Below are 20,500 nucleotides of genomic sequence, written 5' to 3'. Positions count from 1 at the left end.
AAATAAATTATAATAAAAAATGCAAAATTTAAAAACCTGACTATCAGATATATATAGTAGTATATCGAAAAAACCACAACAACTCACAGATTTAAAAAATCACATTACAAAACTTTTATGAACAACAATTTAATATCCCTAGAAGAGCTCGCAAGCACAACTTCACCTCACATTTCGGGGAATTTTGGGAATATTTTTCATCCTGACAATTATGATCATTATCGTAATGCTGTCAATAGTACTTTAGACCTGGTTCAGGAATTTCTTCACAGAAACAACAAGCCTTTCAGTGGTATAGAAGCCAAAACAATGAAAGGAATGGTGGAACAGATTGATCTTAATCAAAAACTTTCCAATTATAATGAGCTTCTGGCAGAAGTAGATGATATTTATGTAAAACATGCCACAGCTTTTCACCTTCCACAATATGTAGCTCACCTTAACTGTCCGGTAGTAATCCCGGCATTGGCAGGAGAAATTCTTGTAAGTGCCATCAATTCTTCACAGGATACTTATGATCAAAGCGCAGGAGGAACTTTTATGGAAAGAAAACTGATCGACTGGACTGCCGGTCAGATTGGATATAATACGAATGAAAGCGACGGTGTTTTCACCGCAGGGGGCTCACAGAGTAATTTAATGGGATTGGTCATGATGCGTGACTGTTTTTCTCAGAAAAGATATCATCACAACATTAAAATGGATGGTCTGCCAGCGGAGGCAAGCCGTTTCAGAATATTTGTTTCAGATAAATCTCACTTCAGCAATCTGAAAAATGCTTCCATTATGGGACTGGGTGAGAAAAGTATTGTTAAAGTACCTACTGATGACCGTTTCCGTATGGATATTTCTCTTTTGAAAAAGTATATCAAGAGAGAAGAACAGCTGGGAAACATCCCTATTGGTATTGTAGCAACAGCTGGAACCACAGACTTTGGAAATATTGATCCACTAGATGATATCGCCAATATTGCGGAACAATATAACATCTGGATGCACGTAGATGCAGCTTACGGTTGCGCTTTATTATTAAGTGAAAAGTACCGTGACCTGATCAATGGTATTGAAAGAGCAGATTCTGTAACGATTGATTACCACAAATCATTCTTCCAACCCATTAGCAGCAGTGCTTTTATTGTTAAAAATAAAAAAGAACTGTTGATTCTTAAACACCACGCCGATTATCTGAATCCGAAAGAAATGGACGAAGAGGAGATTCCGGCACAGATCAATAAATCCATTACTCAGAGTACGAGAAGATTTGATGCTTTAAAACTTTGGTTTACTATAAGAATGATGGGTAAAGAACAATTAGCAGAATACACAGACACCGTGATTGATCTTACCAAAGATGCAGCCGCAATGATTACGGAAGATGCAGATTTTGAGCTTCTTTCAGATTCTGACTTAAGTGTTCTTGTTTTCAGATATATCAATCCGGAAATCAGTGATCTGAATGCGCTGAATCAATACATCAAGATGAAACTGTTCTACAGCGGGGAAATCCTGGTAGCAAGTACCAAAGTGGACGGGAACTTCTATCTGAAGTTTACGTTCCTGAACCCGATTACGACTACAGAAGACATTCATCAAATTCTCACCACAATCAAAAATCATGGAAAAGACTTTAATTCAGAAAAATAAAACGGGAGAAAAAGCCCGGGAAATTACTTTCAGAATTCTGCTGAACGGAATGCTGAGAGAACTGGGAAACGGAAAATTCTATCAGGGCGTTCCGAAATATGATCTTCTCACGGCAAAAGCTCTTCAGAACAGCGATTATACACTGTTTATGAGATTTGAAATGAAGAAAAGCGGACTGTTTTTATTTGCTCCGGTTTCTTATCGTTCCGAAACTCTTTTTCATGAATACGGACCTGTTTTGTGGGCGGTAGATCACCAAAATCAGGAAGTTTTTGAAGTGAATGATCAAAAGCTTACTGGACTGGTTTACAGAGAACTTTCTGAGACTACAAACGAAACGGGTTTCAGAAACTTTGTGGAAAGAATTCAAAGCAGCTTAAGAAACCTGGAACTGACAACAGAAGCTTGTCTTCAGGATGATCAGCTGTTGACCTATTCTTTCCTTGAATCTGAGCAAATGCTTCCTGCCGGACACAATCTGCATCCTTTCACCAAATCAAGAATGGGATTCTCTGAGGAAGAACAGCTTTTATATGGTCCAGAATTCGGAAAAGGATTTCAACTGGATTATTTCCTGATTCACAAAGACTGCATCACGGAAAAGTCCCTTCCAGGAATTTCTGCAAAAGAAATCTTCGAAAAATGGACTTCTTTACCGGAAAGCTACGATTTTGAAAACACAAATGATTTTTATATAGTTCCATGCCATCCATGGGAAGCACAGTATCTTTTATCAACCGAAGAATATCCTGAAATGCTGGGTTCCGGGAAAATTATTCACATAGGACCTTTGGGTGAGGATTTTTATGCAACATCTTCTATAAGAACAGTATATAATCCGGACTTTAGCTGGATGTTAAAGTTCTCTTTGCATGTTTTAATGACTGGTTCTGTAAGAACAAACAGCTTAAAAGATCTCAACAGAGGATACGCTTCCGCAATATGGTGGCAAAATGTAAAGACTTCATTTGAACAAAATTTCCCGAATTTTAAATTACTGTTGGAACCTTCCACACTAAGCGTTCATTATGAAGGAAAGAATATGGACAGTCTGAATATACTGCTCCGCGAAAATCCTTTTTCAAATGAAGATAAAGTGATTCTGTTAGCAAGACTTTGTCAGGATGAATCTACAGATGGGTTTAATTTTACAACGCATTTCTTTAAAAATGTTGCGAATCAATTGGGTGTAGATACAGAAAAAGCAGCTATTATCTGGTTTGAAAAGTATGTAAACCTGCTGCTTTCTCCTTTAAACAGATTGTACAATCAATTAGGCATGGCTCCTGAAGTTCATCAGCAGAATCTGCTTGTTCAGCTGGATAATCAATTACTTCCTCAATCTATTTACGTAAGAGATGGGCAAGGATATTTGATCAAAGAAAGTTTTAAAGGAAAATATGAGTCTCTGATCAAAGATTATCCTGAAATTGAAGATCTTTTCATCAGAGATGAGCGTCTTCTGGATATTGTTTCTCATCATCTTTTGGTAAGCAACCTGAGTGCACTGATTGCTTCCATAGGTAAAACAGGTCTGGTTAAAGAAAGAAGATTAATCCATATTCTGTACAGAGAGTTTGAAAATCTTCATGAAACTGAACCTTCCTCATTAACGGATTATGCATTGAATCAAAGATATTGGGCAGTAAAATCAAACCTTCAGTCGGCGGTTGCTGATGTAGATGGAGGTGTAAATGCTTCTTCAATTTCTTATGCTAAAGTTCCAAACCTTCTTCACAAGCATTTCTTCTCGGATCAGTTAATTAATCCGCAGGGAACAGAAGTTTTCTTTAAAAGATACTTCCAGAAAGAAGATGTGACGATGAGTATGCGTCCTATAGATCTTGAAAATGACCTTGAAATGCTTCATGAATGGTTCAACCGTGAACATGCCGTAAAAATCTGGCAGATGAACTGGCCGATAGATGAGCTGGAAACCTACTATAGGCTGATGCTTCCAAGTGATGAAGCGCACAGTTATATCATCGCAGGAAACGATGAACCTTCATGCAATATTGAGGTGTATTGGGCCTGCAGAGATATCGTAGGCGATTATTATGAAGTACTGCCTACCGATTATGGAACACACCAGTTTATTGCACCTATTGATCCTAAAAAGAAATTTGTATCTCCATCCACTCAATCTATGGTTGATTATGTTTTTGCACAGCCACAGGTAGGAAAAATGGTAGGCGAAGGATCTGTAGACTCTCTTGCATCTATGATGAATAAAGCCCATGTAGGCTTCAAAGTAGATAAAGTAATAGAAATGCCTCATAAAAAAGCCAACCTGAACTTCTGTTACAGAGAATGGTACTGGGAAAAATTCCCACAGAATAAAGAGGTACAAATCACCACAAACATCACAAAAAATGACTAACGAAGCCGTATACAATGTAATAGGCATAGGCATAGGTCCTTTCAATCTGGGACTTGCCGCATTATCCAATCCGATTTCGGAACTGAAAACCCTTTTCCTGGACCAGAGAGATGGTTTCGACTGGCACCCGGGACTGATGATTGACCATGTAACCCTGCAGACCCCATTTTTATGCGACTGCGTATCCATGGCTGATCCTACCAATCCTTTAAGCCTTTTGAACTATCTGAAAGAAACCGGAAGACTGTATAAGTTTTTTATCAGAGAAGATTTTTTCATTCCGAGAAAAGAATACAACCGTTACTGCCAATGGGTGATTGCACAGCTTCCACAATGCCGTTTTTCTACTCAGGTAGTGGATATTACTTATGAAGATGGTTTATATCATATAACGACTATTCACACCAAAACCAAAGAAACTACGGTTTTCAAAACGGAAAGATTGATTTTAGGAACGGGGACACAGCCTCATATTCCTTCTTTCATTCCGAAGGATGATTCCCGTGTTATTCATACAAGTTCTTATCTGTATAGAAAAGAAGAACTTTTGTCTCAGGGTAAAAAAATAGCGATTATCGGTTCTGGCCAGAGTGCTGCAGAGGTATTTTATGACCTTCTTCAAAACAGGAATGAAGAAACACAACTGGGATGGTATTCCCGTCCGGACAGATTTTTCCCTATGGAATATTCTAAGTTGACGCTGGAGCTTACTTCACCTGATTATGTAGAATATTTCTACAACAGAAGCGAGTCTGCAAGGAAAACCATTTTAAGCAAACAGCAGGCTCAGTTTAAAGGAATCAATTACGATCTGATCAATGATATCTACGATTTTATTTATGATCTGAATATCGATAATGCTGATCCTAATCTTAAAATTATTCCTAACAGCCAGTTGAATAGAGTAGACAACAGCAACCCGGATTTCATCAATCTTGAGTTTACCCAACTGGAGCAGGAAGTACCTTATGATCAGGAAGCGGATTATCTGATTCTGGGAACAGGATACCGTTATCATGAGCCTGCATTCTTAAAGAATATTCAGGATAGAATCAAGAGAGATTCCAGCGGATTGTTTGATGTCAACAGAAATTATTCAATAGACCACAACGGAGGGGAAATTTATGTGCTTCATGCTGAAGTTCATACTCACAGCTATATTTCTACAGATCTGGGAATGGCTGCGTACCGTAATTCCTACATCATCAATGATATTCTGGGAAGAGAGCATTATAAAATTGAAAAGAAAATTGCTTTCCAGGATTTCGATGTAGAAAAATATGCTGATTTACCAACTGCCAAAATTTAATCAAAAAATGAACACCAACTTAAAAAATACAGTAAGCCAGGAAAACTGGAATCAGGCCAACAGAAATTTAATGGCTAAAACCATCGCAGAATTGATGCACGAAGAGCTTCTAAAGCCTGTGGTAACCTTTGAAAATAAAAACGGATATACTGTTTTTACCCTTGAAACCGGAGTTGAAAATATTGTCTACAGCTTCCGCGGACAGGAAAGAATGATGGATTACTGGCACATTGATAAAGACAGCATTACAAAAACAGAAAACGGTGAAGATTTGTCTTCTGTAGATGTAGCCGCTTTCTTCCTCGAAATGCAGACTGTTTTTGACTTAGATCCTTATACCATTGCAAGATACACGGAAGAATTACTGCATACTTTGTATTGTGATGCTTTAATCTTATCAAGAGGAGTAATGTCTTCAAAAGAGCTTGCAGATGCGGATTATCAGACGGTAGAGCATAATATGACCGGACATCCATGGGTAATTGTAAACAAAAGCCGATTAGGTTTTTCTCCAAGAGATCTTAAAACATTTGCCCCTGAAGCCGATGAAAATTTAAAAGTAATCTGGCTGGCTTCTCATAAAAGCAGATCGTCATTCCAGTCTTTGGAACATATTAACAGAGAAGAATTTTATCGTTCTGAAATAGGAGAGGATTTATATAATGATTTTCAGCAGCAGCTATTGAGCAAAAGAAAAGTTGTTGAAGATTATCATTTTATTCCTGTACATCCATGGCAGTGGGAGCATAAGCTTCAGATTCATTTTGCGGGAGATATCGCTTCTGGACTTTTAATCCAATTGGGTGAGGGTAGTGATACGTACAGTCCGCAGCAGAGTATCCGTACTTTATTCAATGTAGATCATCCTAAAAAGAGATACCTGAAAACAGCTGTTTCTATTCTGAGTACGGGAAATATCAGAGGATTATCCCCTAAGCAGATGAAAATTGCTCCAGCCATTACAGATTGGGTAAAAGGTTTGATTAAAGATGATGTTTATCTGGAGAATAAAGAAACTATTTTCTTAGGAGAAGAGGCTGCCATCACGTATCTGCATCCACAATATGGAGCCATTGCTAGCGTACCATATCAATATAATGAATTCCTTGGCGCATTATGGAGAGAAAGTGCTGAAAATTATCTGAAAGAAGATGAGCAAATGGTAACCATGGCTTCTTTACTTTATGTAGATGAGAATGGAGTTCCACTGGTTCAGGCATTCGCAGAAAAAGCAGGTGTGAGTATCAAAGAATGGATTGAAAGCTATCTTGATGCCTATCTTACCCCATTATTACACATTTATTACACCCATTCATTATGTGTAACGCCACATGGAGAAAACATTATGGTTGTTTTGAAAAATGGAGTTCCAAAAAGAATCGTAATCAAAGATTTTGTGGATGATATTGTACTTACTACAGAAGCCAGAGAAAAACTTCCTGCACACCTTGCAGATGGTTTGATTCAGTCTTCCAACAAAGAAAATATCCCGTTGTTTATTTTACTTGGCGTTTTTGATGCTTTCTTCAGATATCTGTCAAATGCCCTGCATACGTATTCCAACTTTAATGAAGAGACATTCTGGGAACTGGTTCACAACTGTGTAGAAAATTATAAAGCTGAGAATACCCATCTTCAGGAAAGATATGAAAAGTATGACCTGTACGTGCCGGCATTCAAAAGATTCTATATCAACAGCCTGCGTCTGAAAAATAACGGTTACAGTGAAAACAAGGCATTTGCCATTCCGAGAAAAGACGGAGCACTGCCAAATCCGCTGTATCAGATTGCCAATAAAAATTCAGTAGCAGCAGTATGAGGAAATTCCTGCATATACTAAAAGAAGGAGCGGTTTTTACGTATGGAGCCATAGCCGGAAAGAAAGTTGAACTGACTTCCGGAAGTATCAACCGTTCCATCTTTAGTCTTGCCATTCCCATGGTGATGGAACTTGTCATGGAATCTGTTTTTGTAAGCGTCAACCTATTGATTATCGCAAAATTGGGTGACAAGGTTCTTGGTCTTGTGGGAATTACAGATAACTATATCAACTTTGCCTATGCTATTGCCGTAGGTTTGGGAATTGCAGCAGCAACCCTTACCGCCAGAAGAGCAGGTGAAAAAGATAAAGAAGGAATGGGCAGAACAGCCCAATACATCATCTTGCTGGCCCTGTTTTTTGCGGTGCTTATTGGTGGAGTTTCCTGCTTTTTTGCATCAGAAATCGTTGGTTTTCTGGGAATCAATGCCAGTACGGTAACCGAAGGCGTTTCTTTCTCAAGACTGGTCTTCCTGAGTATCGGGCTTGTGATTCTCCGCCTTTCTGTGAATGGACTCTTCAGAGGGGCTGGTGACGCCGATATTGCCATGAAATCACTTTGGATCTGTCATATTTCCAATATCATTTTTGCAGTGATCCTTGTTTTCGGGTTAGGATTTATACCTGCTTTTGGGTTGATGGGATTGGCGTATGCTACGGTTTTATCAAGACTTTTAGGGGTTTTATACCAGGCATTCGTATTGATGTCCGGAAAAACCAGCATCAGCATCAGAGTTCCTTTACAGCTTGATGTACCCTTACTGCAGAAAATTCTGAAAATAGCCTTTGGAGGATTGGTTCAATATATCATCCCAACATCAAGCTGGCTGATTATGGTGAAGATCATCTCCACTTTCGGAACTACAGCACTTGCAGGATATATCATTGCCCAGCGTATTGCTTCCGTAGCTACGATGCCTGCCTGGGGAATAGGAAATGCTGCCGGAGTTCTTACAGGACAGAACTTAGGTGCCGGAGAACCGGAACGTGCTGAAAAAACTGTTTGGAGAGCAGGAACCATCAATATGACGTATCTGGTACTTGTAGCCTTATTCTGGCAGATTGCAGCGGAATATGTGGTGAAATTTTTCACTACAGAACCGGAAGTTGCAAGGTATGCGGTTCAATACATCCATGTGGTCTCTATGGCGTATCTGCTGTTAGGATTCACTATGGTAATCAGCCGTGCTCTGAATGCGGCCGGAAACATTCTACAGGTTACATTACTGTATCTCGTGATGTTTTATGTGATTCAGCTTCCGTTGGCTTATCTCTTAGGAGTAAGGTTTCAGTGGGAACTGAGAGGAATATTTACCGCTATTGTTTCCTCGGAAATAGTTTTGGCTGTACTATTCCTCATGATTTTTAAAAATGGAAAATGGAAAACTATAAAAATTTAAAATGAACACTACAGAAGAATTTTATGAAATTATCGCCTCTGCCATTGCAATAAAGAAAGAATTGGTAGATGAAAAACTAACGTATCAGGAAATCCCGGAATGGGATTCTATGTCTCATCTTCTTATCGTAGAAGCACTTGAACAGTTTTATCAGATCAAGTTTGATTTTAACGATATTCTGGAGATGGGAACCGTCGGAAAGATTCGCGAAAAAATGAAAAAATACGAAGTATTCGTAGAAAACTAAGCATATGAAAATTTTAGAAAATGTAATTGCCAATAAGAACTTGGGGTTTACAGATGCTTCCACCGGTACAACAATACCGGTGGGAACACTGTACCGGTCTTTAGGCTTAAACCCGGTAGAAAAAGGCCTGCTCTTTTTGTACAATGACAATCAACTGTCCAGTATTGAGGTGCTTCTCAATTTTTACGGAACAGCACATACGATTGCGGTACTGGGACAGAAACTGCATGAGGAATTCAAAGAACGTATTGAGGCAGAATACCATCCGAAATATATCTTTGATCCCCAAAGAGAAGCCATTGAAGGATATACTCTGAAAGCATTCTCAGACAACATCAACATCTTTGCAAAGGATGATTATAAGAGTGAAGTTACGATTCACCCTGACATCAAAATCCTTTTGAGTACTTCAGGGACAACAGGTGTTCCGAAACTGGTTAAATTATCTGATGAAAGCCTTTATCAGAACGCATTGAGCATTCTTCAGTACATGCCGATTCAGGGAACGGATGTAGTTCCTTTAAATGTTCCGATCAACTTCGTATATGGATTCTCTATTTTCACTACCAATTGTATGCGTGCCGGAAGAATCGTGTGTACAGATAAAGACATTATGCAGAAAGCATTCTGGGACGAAATGGAGGAGTATGGGTACAGCACGTTGGGCGGAGTTCCTTTCCTTTATGAAAACCTGAACAGAATAGGATTTTTCAGAAAAGATTCTCCAAGCCTGAGGTATTTTACCCATACCGGAGGGGTGATTAACGCTGAATTGAGAAAAACGATTTTCTCTTATTGTCACGAGTTTAAAAAAGATTTCTTTGCACAATACGGACAAACGGAGGCAGGAGGAAGAATGGCTTATCTTACCACAGAAGGGTTGCTGGAAGAAGAAACATCAATCGGAAATGTGGTAGAAAGAGGAAGCTTCAAAATTGATCCTGAAACGGATGAATTACTGTTTTCTCATATCAGTATTTTCGGAGGCTATGCCAATAAACTGGAGGATCTTTCCACGTATGAGCAGCCTTCTGTACTGCATACCGGAGATACCGCCAGAAAAGGTGAAAACGGAATTTATTATATCACAGGAAGAATAAAACGTATCATGAAGCTTTTCGGAATACGTCTTAATCTCGATGAGGTAGAATTTATCCTTAAAAATGAAATGCAGGGCAATACTTTCGTATGTCTGAATGCCAATGATAAAAAAATCGTGGTATTGTATGACAATCCGGAAATAGATCCTCAGATCATCACCGAAACCATTAAAAATAAACTGCGTATTAATCCCCAATATGTACGCACAGAACGTATAGAATCATTCCCATTATCACAAAACGGTAAAATAAACTATCCCCTGTTACAAAACTTACAGCATGAAAACATCTAAAACCCTTATATTACTTCTTGGTCTTGCTTTATCTTCAAATTCGCTTTTTGCACAGCAAGGCGACAGAATTCATGGCAAAATCATGCTGTCTGAAAAAGCACCAGTTAAAAATGCTATTTTAAGACTTGTCAACACGTCTTATCAGGCAAAAACCAATAATTTAGGAGAATATTACTTTGAAAATGTGCCACCTGGAGAATATACGCTTCAGGTGGTTTTAAATGATATCGAACTGATGAGGGAACCTATCCACATTCAGAAAGATGTCTACGAAATTCCTGCGATCTACGCTCCTTTACACAATAATGTGATTGAAGGAATTACCATATATGCAGTGAGCAGAAATAAATTTTTGGATAAAGACAGTACTTCAGTGGCTAAAATGCCTTTGAAAGTGCTTGAAAACCCACAGGCTTACACAAGCATCAACCAGCAGATTATGAAGGAACAGCTTACTTACGATATTTCGGAAGTATTGAAAAACGTTCCGGGTATGGTAAAAATGCAGGGAAGCCCGGGAAGAGGTTCAGGAGACGGAAGTTTCTACTACAGCCTTAGAGGTTTTCCTACCAAAGTATCCATGGTAGACGGTGTTCCTGCAACCACCAACGGAGAAATAGATCCTGCCGATCTTGAACGTCTGGAAGTGATCAAAGGACCTGCAGGAACATTGTACGGAGGTGCTGTAACTTCTTTTGGAGGTTTGATTAATGCAGTAACCAAAAAACCAAAAGATTATTTCGGAGGAGAAGCTTCTTATCTTATGGGAAGTTATAACCTGAACCGTGTAACCGCTGATGTTTATGGCCCGATTACAGAATCCAGAAATATGTTATTCCGTTTGAATGCCGCTTATCAGTATCAGAACGGATTCAGAGATTCTGAATTCAGGAAGTCATTCTTTGTAGCGCCTACAGTAAGTTATCAGGTTAATGAAAGATTGAAATTTAACTTAGGAGCTCAGATTTACAATTATGAAGGAACCAATACTCCGATTATTTTCCTTCCGAGAACAAGGCAATATTTTGCCCATAATCCTGATGAACTTGGATTTGACTGGAAAAGATCATACTCTAACAATGATATGACTTTAAAAGCACCATCTATCAATGTAAAAGCAGAAGCGAATTACAAAATTTCAGATCAATGGACTTCACAGACTTTGCTTTCAAGAAACTTCAGAAAAACAGAAGGATTATATCAATATCAGTTTATCAGAGGAAATACAAGTGATGCCATGCTGGAACGTAACGTACAATGGCAGAACTCAGAAGCTTCTTCTACAAGTATTCAGCAGAACTTCAATGGGCAATTTAACATCGGTAAAATTAAAAATAAAGTCTTGATTGGATTGGATTATCTGAATCAGACGATCAATAATAACCATTCTCCAATTGTAGTCTTTGATAATGTTAACGGACAAAGCTTAGAAGGATATCCGAATATTTCTAAAGATCTTGCTCTTCAAAAAATCCAGGCATTTACTCAGACAGCCATTCAGGCAGGCAAAACGCCTTTGGTAAGAAATAATTCTGCATCAAACCTTTATGGAGCCTATATTTCAAACGTCACTTACATTACAGATCGTTTGATTACCCTTTTAAGCTTACGTATGGATCATTACGAAAGTAAAGGACAGCTTAACCTTAATGATAATAAACGTACCGGTGATTTCAACCAGACTGCATGGTCTCCAAAAGTGGGAATCGTATACCAGATCCTTAAAGACCAGTTATCTGCTTATGGTAATTATATGAACGGTTTCAGCTATACAGCACCTGTTGCACAGCAGCTTCCGGACATTAGCGGGGAAATGAAACCTCAGATGGCAAATCAGTGGGAAGTAGGAATTAAAGGAAATCTTTGGAGAAATAAAATTAATTTCACCGTTGGATACTACGATATTCTTGTGGATAATATCCAGAGAGGAAGTGGCGTTATCCGTGACGGAAAAGAATACAATATTGTTGTTCAGGATGGAACACAAAGAAGTAAAGGAATTGAGATTGAAACCATCATGAATCCTGTTCAGGGATTAAACATTATGGCCGGATATAGCTATAACCACAGCAGATACGAAAAGTCTGACCCCGCTGTAGAGGGACGTCGTCCTGAGTCTGCAGGTCCTGCGAATGTATTCAATTCATGGATCAGTTATATCCTTCCTATCAAAGGACTTCAGGGACTTGGAGTTGGTTTTGGGGTAAACCGTGTCGGGAAACAGATTACCGGAAATAAAACCGTTACCGGACAGTTTGCATTCCCTGCCTATACTTTAGTGAATGCTTCCATTTCTCTTGAAAAAGAAAGATACAGATTAGGATTTAAAATGAATAACCTGGGTAATGTACAATATTTTGCAGGACAGGGAGTGGTAGTCGCTCAGATGCCTCGTAATTTTGTTGCTGAGGTAAGCTTTAAATTTTAAGAATGAAGTTAAAGTTTAGAAAAATTGCATATCAGTTACATCTATGGCTCGGACTCACGTCCGGGCTTATAGTTGTTATTATGGCTGCTACAGGATGTATCCTGGCTTTTGAAGAAGAATTAAAATATATTGTTCACCCCAACAGATATTATGTTGAAAACATTGGAAGAAAAAAACTATCATTGTCAGAACTTACGGAAAAAGCAGAAAAAGCACTTCCCGAAGGGTTGAAAGTCAAAAGAGTAGTGATGCCTTCCGATCCCTCACGAACCTACGTATTCCGTACCTTAAAAATGAACGACGAAGCATGGACGTATTGGGGAACTTATCTTTATTATTATCGAATTTATATAGATCCTTACACCGGAAAAGTACAGGAAGTAGAAGATGCCAAAAAAGACTTCTTCGAAATTGTACTGGATCTTCACAGAAGGCTTTTGCTGGGGGAAAAAATCGGAAAAGCGATTACCGGCTATTCTACGTTAATATTTGCTGTCATTCTTTTATCGGGGCTTGTGATATGGTATCCCCGAAAAATGAGTAAAGCCATGCTGAAAGGAATGTTTTTCATTAAAACATCAGCCAATTGGAAAAGGATTAACTATGATGCTCATAATGTCTTAGGGTTCTATGCTATCATTCCTTTACTTTTAATCTCTTATTCCGCATTGATATGGAGCTTTGAAGATGTAGATAAATGGGTAAAGAACACGCTGAACGGAAATACGCCCACAGAAAAGAAAGCCAAAAGTACAATTCCTTCCAAAGAGTTTTCAAACCGTGAAAATATTCTTAATCTGATTGGAAATACTATGGAAAAAGGATTGAAAGACAAAAAATCAGCACTTGTCAATTTTCCAAGATCGGAAGAAGGAACCTATTATGCTGAACTTACTTATGACGGAAGGCAGTATAGAAATGAACATTTTAATTTTGATCAATATTCAGGAGATATTTTAAAATCTCAATCTTATAAAAACAAAAATATCGGATATGGAACCGCATTAAGAGAAAGAAATTATGATCTTCACACCGGAAGCATCCTGGGACTAACCACCAGAATTATCTATTTTCTGGCAGCGCTTATCGCACTGTCACTCCCAATTACCGGTTTTATTATTTATTTGAATAAGAAAAAGAAGAAACCAAAACATAAGAAAAACAAAGTTGTTTTTCCTACTCATCATTAATAAAGGCCTCTGGAAAGGGGCTTTTACTTTTATTTATTAAAATATTGTAAATATGAAAAAATTAGATAGTTCCAGATTAGAAGACAATTGTATCTAAAGCTAGTATTATTGTTTATCAATACTTAATAACATAAGTTTAATATTATGTTCTAATTTTAAATAATTAGCAAAATTTAAGATTTTATATTCTGTTGATGCTAAAGGTTGGTTAACTCTCTGTGCTTTATAGAATTCATCAATAAAATTAATATATTTTTCTTGGTTAAAAGTATTTTCATTATTTAAGTAAACATTTTTATAGATATTTATAATTTGAGTTGATAAGCGAAAGTCTCCAAGAAGTTTTGTGCCACTATGCCAAGCTATATTAGTACCTGCTTTTGAATATGAATAATAATGTTCTGAAGTTGTTACTATTTCATGCGGAGGAATTGAAATATGACCTCTTAGAAAGGGGATCAAACCAATTTGTTGTCTTAAACTTTCGGTAAAAAGTGTTTCATTTCTATGGATAAATGGATTAAATCCTAAAAATCTGCTAGTCATTGATAGCTCAAGAGAACTATTATATTCATCTATAGAAAGAGTTAATGGAGCAATATACAAAGCAAATTGGAAAGGAGGATTATGGAGAGATTTCAATATATTATGTTGAAAATCTATAGCAGTTCTAGCCTTATCCCTTAATCGAAAATATAATGTTGGATCAGCATTGATATTATTCGATCTTCTGAAAGTTCTAATTCTTTGTAAGGGTCTATCTGGACTTTTAAGATTAAAGCTAACACTTAATGGTTTTAAACCTTCGGATACCTTAAATTGGAGATATAATGGAATAAATCTATCAAAAAGTTTATCAGCTCCTGTTAGTTGTTCATCAACTGATTTTAATCTAAATCTTTTTGACCAAAAAGGAGTAATAAATCCTAAATAAGATGCAACATCCGATTCTATTTGATCTTCTGATAAATCACTGTCTTTATACAACTTGTAATTTCTATTCATTATATTAAAAAATTATCTAGTCTCAAATATAAATAATTCATGTAATGAAGACTATTATTAATTAAAAAGAAGATAAAATTTTTATAATTACTAATCTAGTATTGTTCAATATATAAAATCACCCAACCAACCCTTTCACATTTTTTGAAAAAACCACAATTCCTTTGTTCATCTCATCAAAATTAAGATCTCCAAATCCTAAGCGCATGGCCGTAAGATCTTTATTCTGATACAGTAATGTTTTGGGAATGAAAAGATTGTCTTTTGCACAGTTCCTGCTCAGCTGCATCAGATTCAACGGAATATTCCATTCCAGCCATATGGCCAATCCTCCGGAAGGCTTCTGAAAAGTAATGAAATCACCTAAATTTTCTTTCAGTAATTCAGAAAAATAATCACGTCTTTCCTGATATACCTTTAAAGATTTTTTCAGATAACGGTTAATTTCCCCCTCTGCAATCATTTCTCCAAGTGCTCTTTCCATCAAAATATCTCCTTGGCGGTCTATAATTCCCAGATATTTACGCATTTCTGTCATCAGATTCTCCGGAGCAACGATAAATCCTGTTCTGAATCCCGGCGCCAACGATTTCCCGAAAGATCCAATATAGATTACCATTCCATTCGTATCAGCACTGGCCAAAGGAAGAATCGGACTTTTGTCGTAATGAAATTCGTAATCATAATCATCTTCCAAGATAATAAATCCATATTCATTCGCTAATTCCAATAACTCAAACCTTCTCTGAGCACTCAAAGCAACGGTAGTAGGATAGTGGTGATGAGGTGTCAGATAAAGCATCCGTATTTTCTGCTTTTTGCAGGCTTCACGAACACTTTCCACTATAATTCCTTCTTCATCAATGGGAATCGAAACAATATCAACGCCAGCTTTCATAAAGATCATATTGACTGAGAAATAACTCAAAGCGCCTACCAATACAGTGTCACCGGCAGAAAGAAGAATTTCAGAAACAATATAAATACTCATTTCCGTACTTCGGGTGATGAGCAGATTATTCTTGGAAATAGGAAGCCCGCGGGAAAGATTCAGATATTGAGATAAATGTTCTTTAAAAAATTCACTTCCATCATGATTATAATGTCCCAAAGCCTTCTGATTAGATTTACGCTTCAAAATTGAGCTATAAAATCTTGAATGTTGTCCGATTTGGGTTAAACGGATATCCGGCACCCCATCATTAAAGACATACTCACAGTCCGAATGTTCAAAAGGATTATCAAGAATATTAGACATTTTGAATGAAAAACCAGTAGAAACAGGGTAGTTTTGAAGGTTATTTTGCTTAAAATCATTCAATTTCACAGGTTTTTCCTGATCTTTTCCAATGATAAATGTTCCTTTGTTGGGAAAGCTCTCCGTCCAGCCCTGAGCCGATAATTCATCATAAACCGCAACTGCTGTATTTCTGTGGATTTCCAGCATTTCACTGAAAGTTCTTGTCCCTGGAAGCTTGGTTCCGAAAGGCAAAAAGCCTCTCTGAATGGCATTGATTAGCTGATTGGCAATCTGTAGATAGATAGAAGTCTCTGATTTTCTATCAATTTTTATAAAACTTTCATAAGGAATCTTAACCGGACTATCCATAATATCAAAACTGGCACCATGTAACCATCCGGCAATATACTACTTTTGACATCAAAATAAAAATCTATGGAATTTCATCATCTGTTAAAAAAAATTGTACAGGAAGGAAGTACCCATGCCAAATGGCTGAACACACTTTCTTTTATGGAAAACGCCGGTGCAAGAAAAATATCAAAATGTGAACATCCTATTTTGGTTTCTCAGATCCAGCTGAAACACGCTGCTGAAGAGCACCGCCACGCTTATTATTTAAAAAAACAGATTGGAAAAATAGATCCAGAATTATGTAAAACCTATGAAAGCACAGAACTTCTGGCCCCTATTGCAACAAGCCAATATCTTCACTCATTGGATATAAAAGCCTGCCGTTATCTTCAGAAAGCTTTCAACCTTGATAAAACAGATATTAAATATGCTGCCTATCTTTTTGTAACCTATGCGATTGAGGTACGCGCTGACGAACTTTATCCGGTTTATCAGGAGGCACTTACCGAAGCTTCTTCTAAAATTATGGTAAAATCTATTATCCTTGAAGAAGAAGGACACTTGGAAGAAATGATCAACCAGCTGAATGAATTTTCACCAGATTGGAAACATCATGCAGATTATATTTTAACAATAGAAAAAGAACTGCATCAGGAGTGGATTAATGCAATTACTCAGGAAGTCGCTCAATTGAACTATGCTTAGTAATATCTTTCGTTTTCAGGAATTCCTTGATAAAAGAAAAGAGAAGGGAACATTAAGGCGTTTGCGGCTTAAATCTGATGGAACCGATTTTTATTCCAATGACTATCTTGGATTTGCAAAAAGTAAAGAACTCCAATATTTGCTACTGCAAAAGATTATGGATAATCCTCAGCTGCTTTCCGGAAGTACAGGCTCAAGGTTAATCAGCGGGAATAGTCAAATTGCAGTTTCTGTTGAAAATGAAATTGCACAGAAACATCAGTTTGAATCTGCATTACTTTTTCCATCCGGATATAATGCAAATCTGGCTTTGTTTTCTACGCTTCCCAGTCGTCATGATGTAGTTATTGTGGACGAACAGATTCATCGGTCAGTGCATGATGCCTGCAAACTGTCGAATGCTAAAAAACTAAAGTTCAGGCATAATGATCTTGAAGATCTTGAAGATATTTTAAAAAGACAGGAAGGTCATTGTTATATCGCGATAGAAAGTCTTTATTCAATGGAAGGAGATTTTGCACCTATTCAGGAAATCGCTTCGATTGCAGGTAAATATAAAGCTTCTTTGATTGTAGATGAAGCGCATGCATTCGGAGTTTTTGGATATGGCTTGATTGAAAAATATCAATTACAGAATCATGTTTCGGCAGCAGTTGTGACCTATGGAAAAGCTCTCGGAGCGCATGGAGCAGCCATTCTTTGTAATGAAACAGTGAAATCTTACCTGATCAATTTTGCAAGCCCGTTCATTTATACAACATCAGCACAGGATTTCCAGTGGATGAGTATAAAAACAGGATATGAATTTCTGGATCAAAATCTGGAGCTGACTAAAAAACTTCAGAATAATATCAGAATTTTCCAAAATCAAAATTTATATTCTCCATCGGCAGAAACAAGCCCGGTTCAGGCTATTGTAATCCCCGACAATCAAAAACTGAAGGAATTACAACAAACTTTATCTGAAGAAGGATTTTTAACCTACGCCATCTACAGTCCTACCGTAAAAGAAGGAAGTGAAAGATTACGGATATGCCTTCACAGCTTTAATACAGAAGAAGAAATTATAAAACTGACAGAAATTATTAAAGAATTTATTTAAAACTAAAAAATAAACTTTCAAAACCTCGGAACACGAACCCCGAATCTCAAAAAATGAAATTATTTATAACAGGAATAGGAACCGAAATAGGAAAAACAGTCTGTTCAGCCGTTTTGGTTCAGCATTTTAAAACAGAATACTGGAAACCTATACAATCGGGTGACCTGCATTTCACAGATAGTCATAAAATTGAAGCATGGACAGATATCGAATTTTGTCATCCGGAAACCCATCGTTTACAGCTGGCGGCATCTCCACATCAGTCGGCAAGAGAAGAGAATATTACGATAAACCTGAATGATTTTCAACTGCCTGAAACAGAGAGATCATTAATTGTAGAAGGAGCAGGAGGTCTTATGGTTCCCATTTCGGATACTACTTTTATGATTGATCTGATAGAAAGGTTAAGCCTTCCAGCTGCATTGGTGATCAGAAATTATTTAGGCTGCATCAATCACAGCTTACTATCAATCATCGCATTACAGCAAAGAGAGATACAATTAGAGTACCTGATTCTTAACGGAGACTTTCCCGAAGATACAGAAAGGGTGATCTGCAGTTTTATTGAAAAAGAAACAAAAATTATAAGGATTCCAGAGATCAATCATACCGATAAGGAATCAATACAAAATGCTGCAAAGCAATTAACAATAACAAAAATATGATAATGGATACTAAAACAACATTGAGAAACAACTGGACCAAAGAGGAAATTGAAGAAATTTATCACCTTCCTCTGATGGAACTGATCTATAAAGCAGCAACCGTACACCGTGAGTGGCATGATCCTTCTGAGGTACAGATTTCCACATTATTATCTATCAAAACCGGAGGATGCCCTGAAGACTGCTCATACTGCGGGCAGGCAGCACGTTACCATACCAATATTAAAGTACAAGCCTTGTTACCTACAGAAACTGTAATTGCCCACGCTCAAAAAGCAAAAGATTCGGGATCTTCAAGATTCTGTATGGCAGCAGCATGGCGTGAAGTTCGTAACAACCGCGATTTCGACAGGGTAATTGATATGGTAAAAGGCGTAAACGATCTTGGTCTGGAAGTTTGCTGTACACTGGGAATGCTTACAGAAGAACAGGCTGTTAGACTTCAGGAAGCTGGATTATACGCTTACAATCACAATCTGGATACTTCTGAACAGTATTATGAAGAGATCATCTCTACCAGAACTTTTGACAATAGAATCAATACCATCAATAACGTAAGAAAAGCAGGAATCACAGTATGCTCCGGAGGAATTATCGGACTTGGTGAAACCCATAGAGACAGAATTTCAATGCTTCTGACGTTGGCAACAATGCCAAAACATCCGGAATCTGTTCCTATCAATGCATTAGCGAGGGTTGCAGGAACACCTTTAGAAGACAATGAAAAAGTAGATACCTGGGAAATGGTAAGAATGATTGCTACCGCAAGAATTGTAATGCCTTCTTCTATGGTAAGATTAAGTGCTGGTCGTATAGAAATGTCGGAAACAGAGCAGGCGTGGTGCTTTATGGCAGGGGCCAATTCTATTTTCACAGGAGAAAGAGAAACGTTATTGGTAACACCTAATCCTGGAGTTTCCGAAGATATGCAGATGCTTCAGACATTAGGACTGAAACCTATGATGAAAAAAGAAACATGCTGTTAGAAAATTATGAATTATAAATGATAAATGATAAATTATGAGTGATGAGTTGGATTATTGTTATTATAGCACTTATTATAAAATTGGTTTTTGAATTTTTATAAACTGCTGTAATCGGATATGAGTTGGAAAACGCAAAGACGCGAAGATTTTTAAGGTAAATAATATTTTAAGGCGCAATGATTTTATCTCCAATAAAATTGAAAAGTGCAAATTTTCATTCTCTTGCAGATTATGCAAATTAAAAAAATCTACAAGGAAATTTATGATACCTCACTTGCTGAAAATCTTTGATTTTCTTGTGCCTTAAAATTTTCGCAATCTATGATAAAACTTTGCACCTTTGCGATCAATGCAACATTACAATATATTCAACTAAATTATTGTTAAATCCATCTCCATCACTCATTTCAATTTTCACATCAATATATGATTAGTTTTTAACGCTAATGTTCACAAAGAAAGATTTTTTATTCTGAAAAATATTTCGTTCGTAAAGCCATTCTATTTAGCAATGCAGAATGTTTCTAATTGCTTAGTGAAACGCCTTCGCGAACTTAAAACAACAGCATGCAAAGTGAAAAACCTAGCGATCATTACGCTAAAACTTAAACAATTTATCATTCATTTCTACTT

At 37.2% G+C, this 20,500-nt stretch carries 15 protein-coding genes; 13 read left to right on the top strand and 2 right to left on the bottom strand.

Annotated features, from left to right (window positions below; all coding sequences use genetic code 11):
• Positions 1-117 precede the first annotated feature (117 nt).
• From ACLMCG_RS01645 to ACLMCG_RS01605, 9 genes are read left to right on the top strand one after another with little or no spacing between them, the layout of a single operon-like run.
• Complete coding sequence (locus ACLMCG_RS01645; protein ID WP_413958541.1) at positions 118-1,644, top strand: pyridoxal phosphate-dependent decarboxylase family protein; 1,527 nt, start codon at positions 118-120, stop codon at positions 1,642-1,644.
• The gene (locus tag ACLMCG_RS01640; RefSeq protein WP_413958540.1) at positions 1,616-4,024 is read left to right on the top strand and encodes a GNAT family N-acetyltransferase; all 2,409 of its coding nucleotides are present in this window, start codon (positions 1,616-1,618) and stop codon (positions 4,022-4,024) included. The genes ACLMCG_RS01645 and ACLMCG_RS01640 overlap by 29 nt, the downstream gene beginning before the upstream one ends.
• Positions 4,017-5,333, top strand: a complete 1,317-nt coding sequence (locus ACLMCG_RS01635) for a lysine N(6)-hydroxylase/L-ornithine N(5)-oxygenase family protein (RefSeq protein ID WP_413958539.1) — start codon at positions 4,017-4,019, stop codon at positions 5,331-5,333. The genes ACLMCG_RS01640 and ACLMCG_RS01635 overlap by 8 nt, the downstream gene beginning before the upstream one ends.
• A gap of 7 nt (positions 5,334-5,340) precedes the next feature.
• Positions 5,341-7,152: an IucA/IucC family protein gene (locus tag ACLMCG_RS01630; protein ID WP_413958538.1), complete on the top strand. Its 1,812-nt coding sequence runs from the start codon at positions 5,341-5,343 to the stop codon at positions 7,150-7,152.
• The gene (locus ACLMCG_RS01625; protein WP_413958537.1) at positions 7,149-8,552 is read left to right on the top strand and encodes an MATE family efflux transporter; all 1,404 of its coding nucleotides are present in this window, start codon (positions 7,149-7,151) and stop codon (positions 8,550-8,552) included. Before ACLMCG_RS01630 ends, ACLMCG_RS01625 begins: the two co-directional genes overlap by 4 nt.
• Position 8,553: 1 nt before the next feature.
• Entirely contained in the window at positions 8,554-8,799 is a 246-nt protein-coding gene (locus tag ACLMCG_RS01620) for an acyl carrier protein (protein WP_047374822.1), read from the top strand.
• 4 nt (positions 8,800-8,803) lie between these two features.
• Positions 8,804-10,192, top strand: coding sequence for an AMP-binding protein (locus tag ACLMCG_RS01615; RefSeq protein ID WP_413958536.1), 1,389 nt, complete (start codon positions 8,804-8,806; stop codon positions 10,190-10,192).
• Positions 10,179-12,620 (top strand): TonB-dependent siderophore receptor, encoded by a 2,442-nt coding sequence (locus ACLMCG_RS01610; protein WP_413958535.1) that lies wholly within the window; start codon positions 10,179-10,181, stop codon positions 12,618-12,620. The genes ACLMCG_RS01615 and ACLMCG_RS01610 overlap by 14 nt, the downstream gene beginning before the upstream one ends.
• Before the next feature lie 2 nt (positions 12,621-12,622).
• Positions 12,623-13,810 carry a PepSY-associated TM helix domain-containing protein gene (locus ACLMCG_RS01605; RefSeq protein WP_413958534.1) on the top strand — a complete coding sequence of 396 codons (1,188 nt, stop codon included), beginning with the start codon at positions 12,623-12,625 and terminating at the stop codon, positions 13,808-13,810.
• A gap of 105 nt (positions 13,811-13,915) precedes the next feature.
• Here ACLMCG_RS01605 and ACLMCG_RS01600 read toward each other — a convergent pair whose 3' ends face one another.
• Entirely contained in the window at positions 13,916-14,815 is a 900-nt protein-coding gene (locus ACLMCG_RS01600; protein WP_413958533.1) for a hypothetical protein, read from the bottom strand.
• Positions 14,816-14,933: 118 nt separating this feature from the next.
• Entirely contained in the window at positions 14,934-16,424 is a 1,491-nt protein-coding gene (locus tag ACLMCG_RS01595) for a PLP-dependent aminotransferase family protein (protein ID WP_413958532.1), read from the bottom strand.
• Between the two features lie 66 nt (positions 16,425-16,490).
• Between ACLMCG_RS01595 and ACLMCG_RS01590 the strand changes: the two genes are divergently transcribed.
• The 4 genes from ACLMCG_RS01590 to bioB are packed head-to-tail and all read left to right on the top strand — an operon-like array spanning position 16,491 to position 19,867.
• Positions 16,491-17,114 (top strand): hypothetical protein, encoded by a 624-nt coding sequence (locus ACLMCG_RS01590; RefSeq protein ID WP_413958531.1) that lies wholly within the window; start codon positions 16,491-16,493, stop codon positions 17,112-17,114.
• The gene (locus ACLMCG_RS01585) at positions 17,107-18,216 is read left to right on the top strand and encodes an aminotransferase class I/II-fold pyridoxal phosphate-dependent enzyme (RefSeq protein ID WP_413958530.1); all 1,110 of its coding nucleotides are present in this window, start codon (positions 17,107-17,109) and stop codon (positions 18,214-18,216) included. The genes ACLMCG_RS01590 and ACLMCG_RS01585 overlap by 8 nt, the downstream gene beginning before the upstream one ends.
• A gap of 53 nt (positions 18,217-18,269) precedes the next feature.
• Positions 18,270-18,881, top strand: a complete 612-nt coding sequence (gene bioD, locus ACLMCG_RS01580; RefSeq protein WP_413958529.1) for a dethiobiotin synthase — start codon at positions 18,270-18,272, stop codon at positions 18,879-18,881.
• A gap of 2 nt (positions 18,882-18,883) precedes the next feature.
• Entirely contained in the window at positions 18,884-19,867 is a 984-nt protein-coding gene (gene bioB, locus ACLMCG_RS01575; protein ID WP_413958528.1) for a biotin synthase BioB, read from the top strand.
• Positions 19,868-20,500 lie beyond the last annotated feature (633 nt).

It is taken from the genome of Chryseobacterium sp. S90 (assembly GCF_047444895.1).
Classification (GTDB): Bacteria; Bacteroidota; Bacteroidia; order Flavobacteriales; family Weeksellaceae; genus Chryseobacterium.
This window is presented reverse-complemented; position numbering and strand designations above follow the sequence as displayed.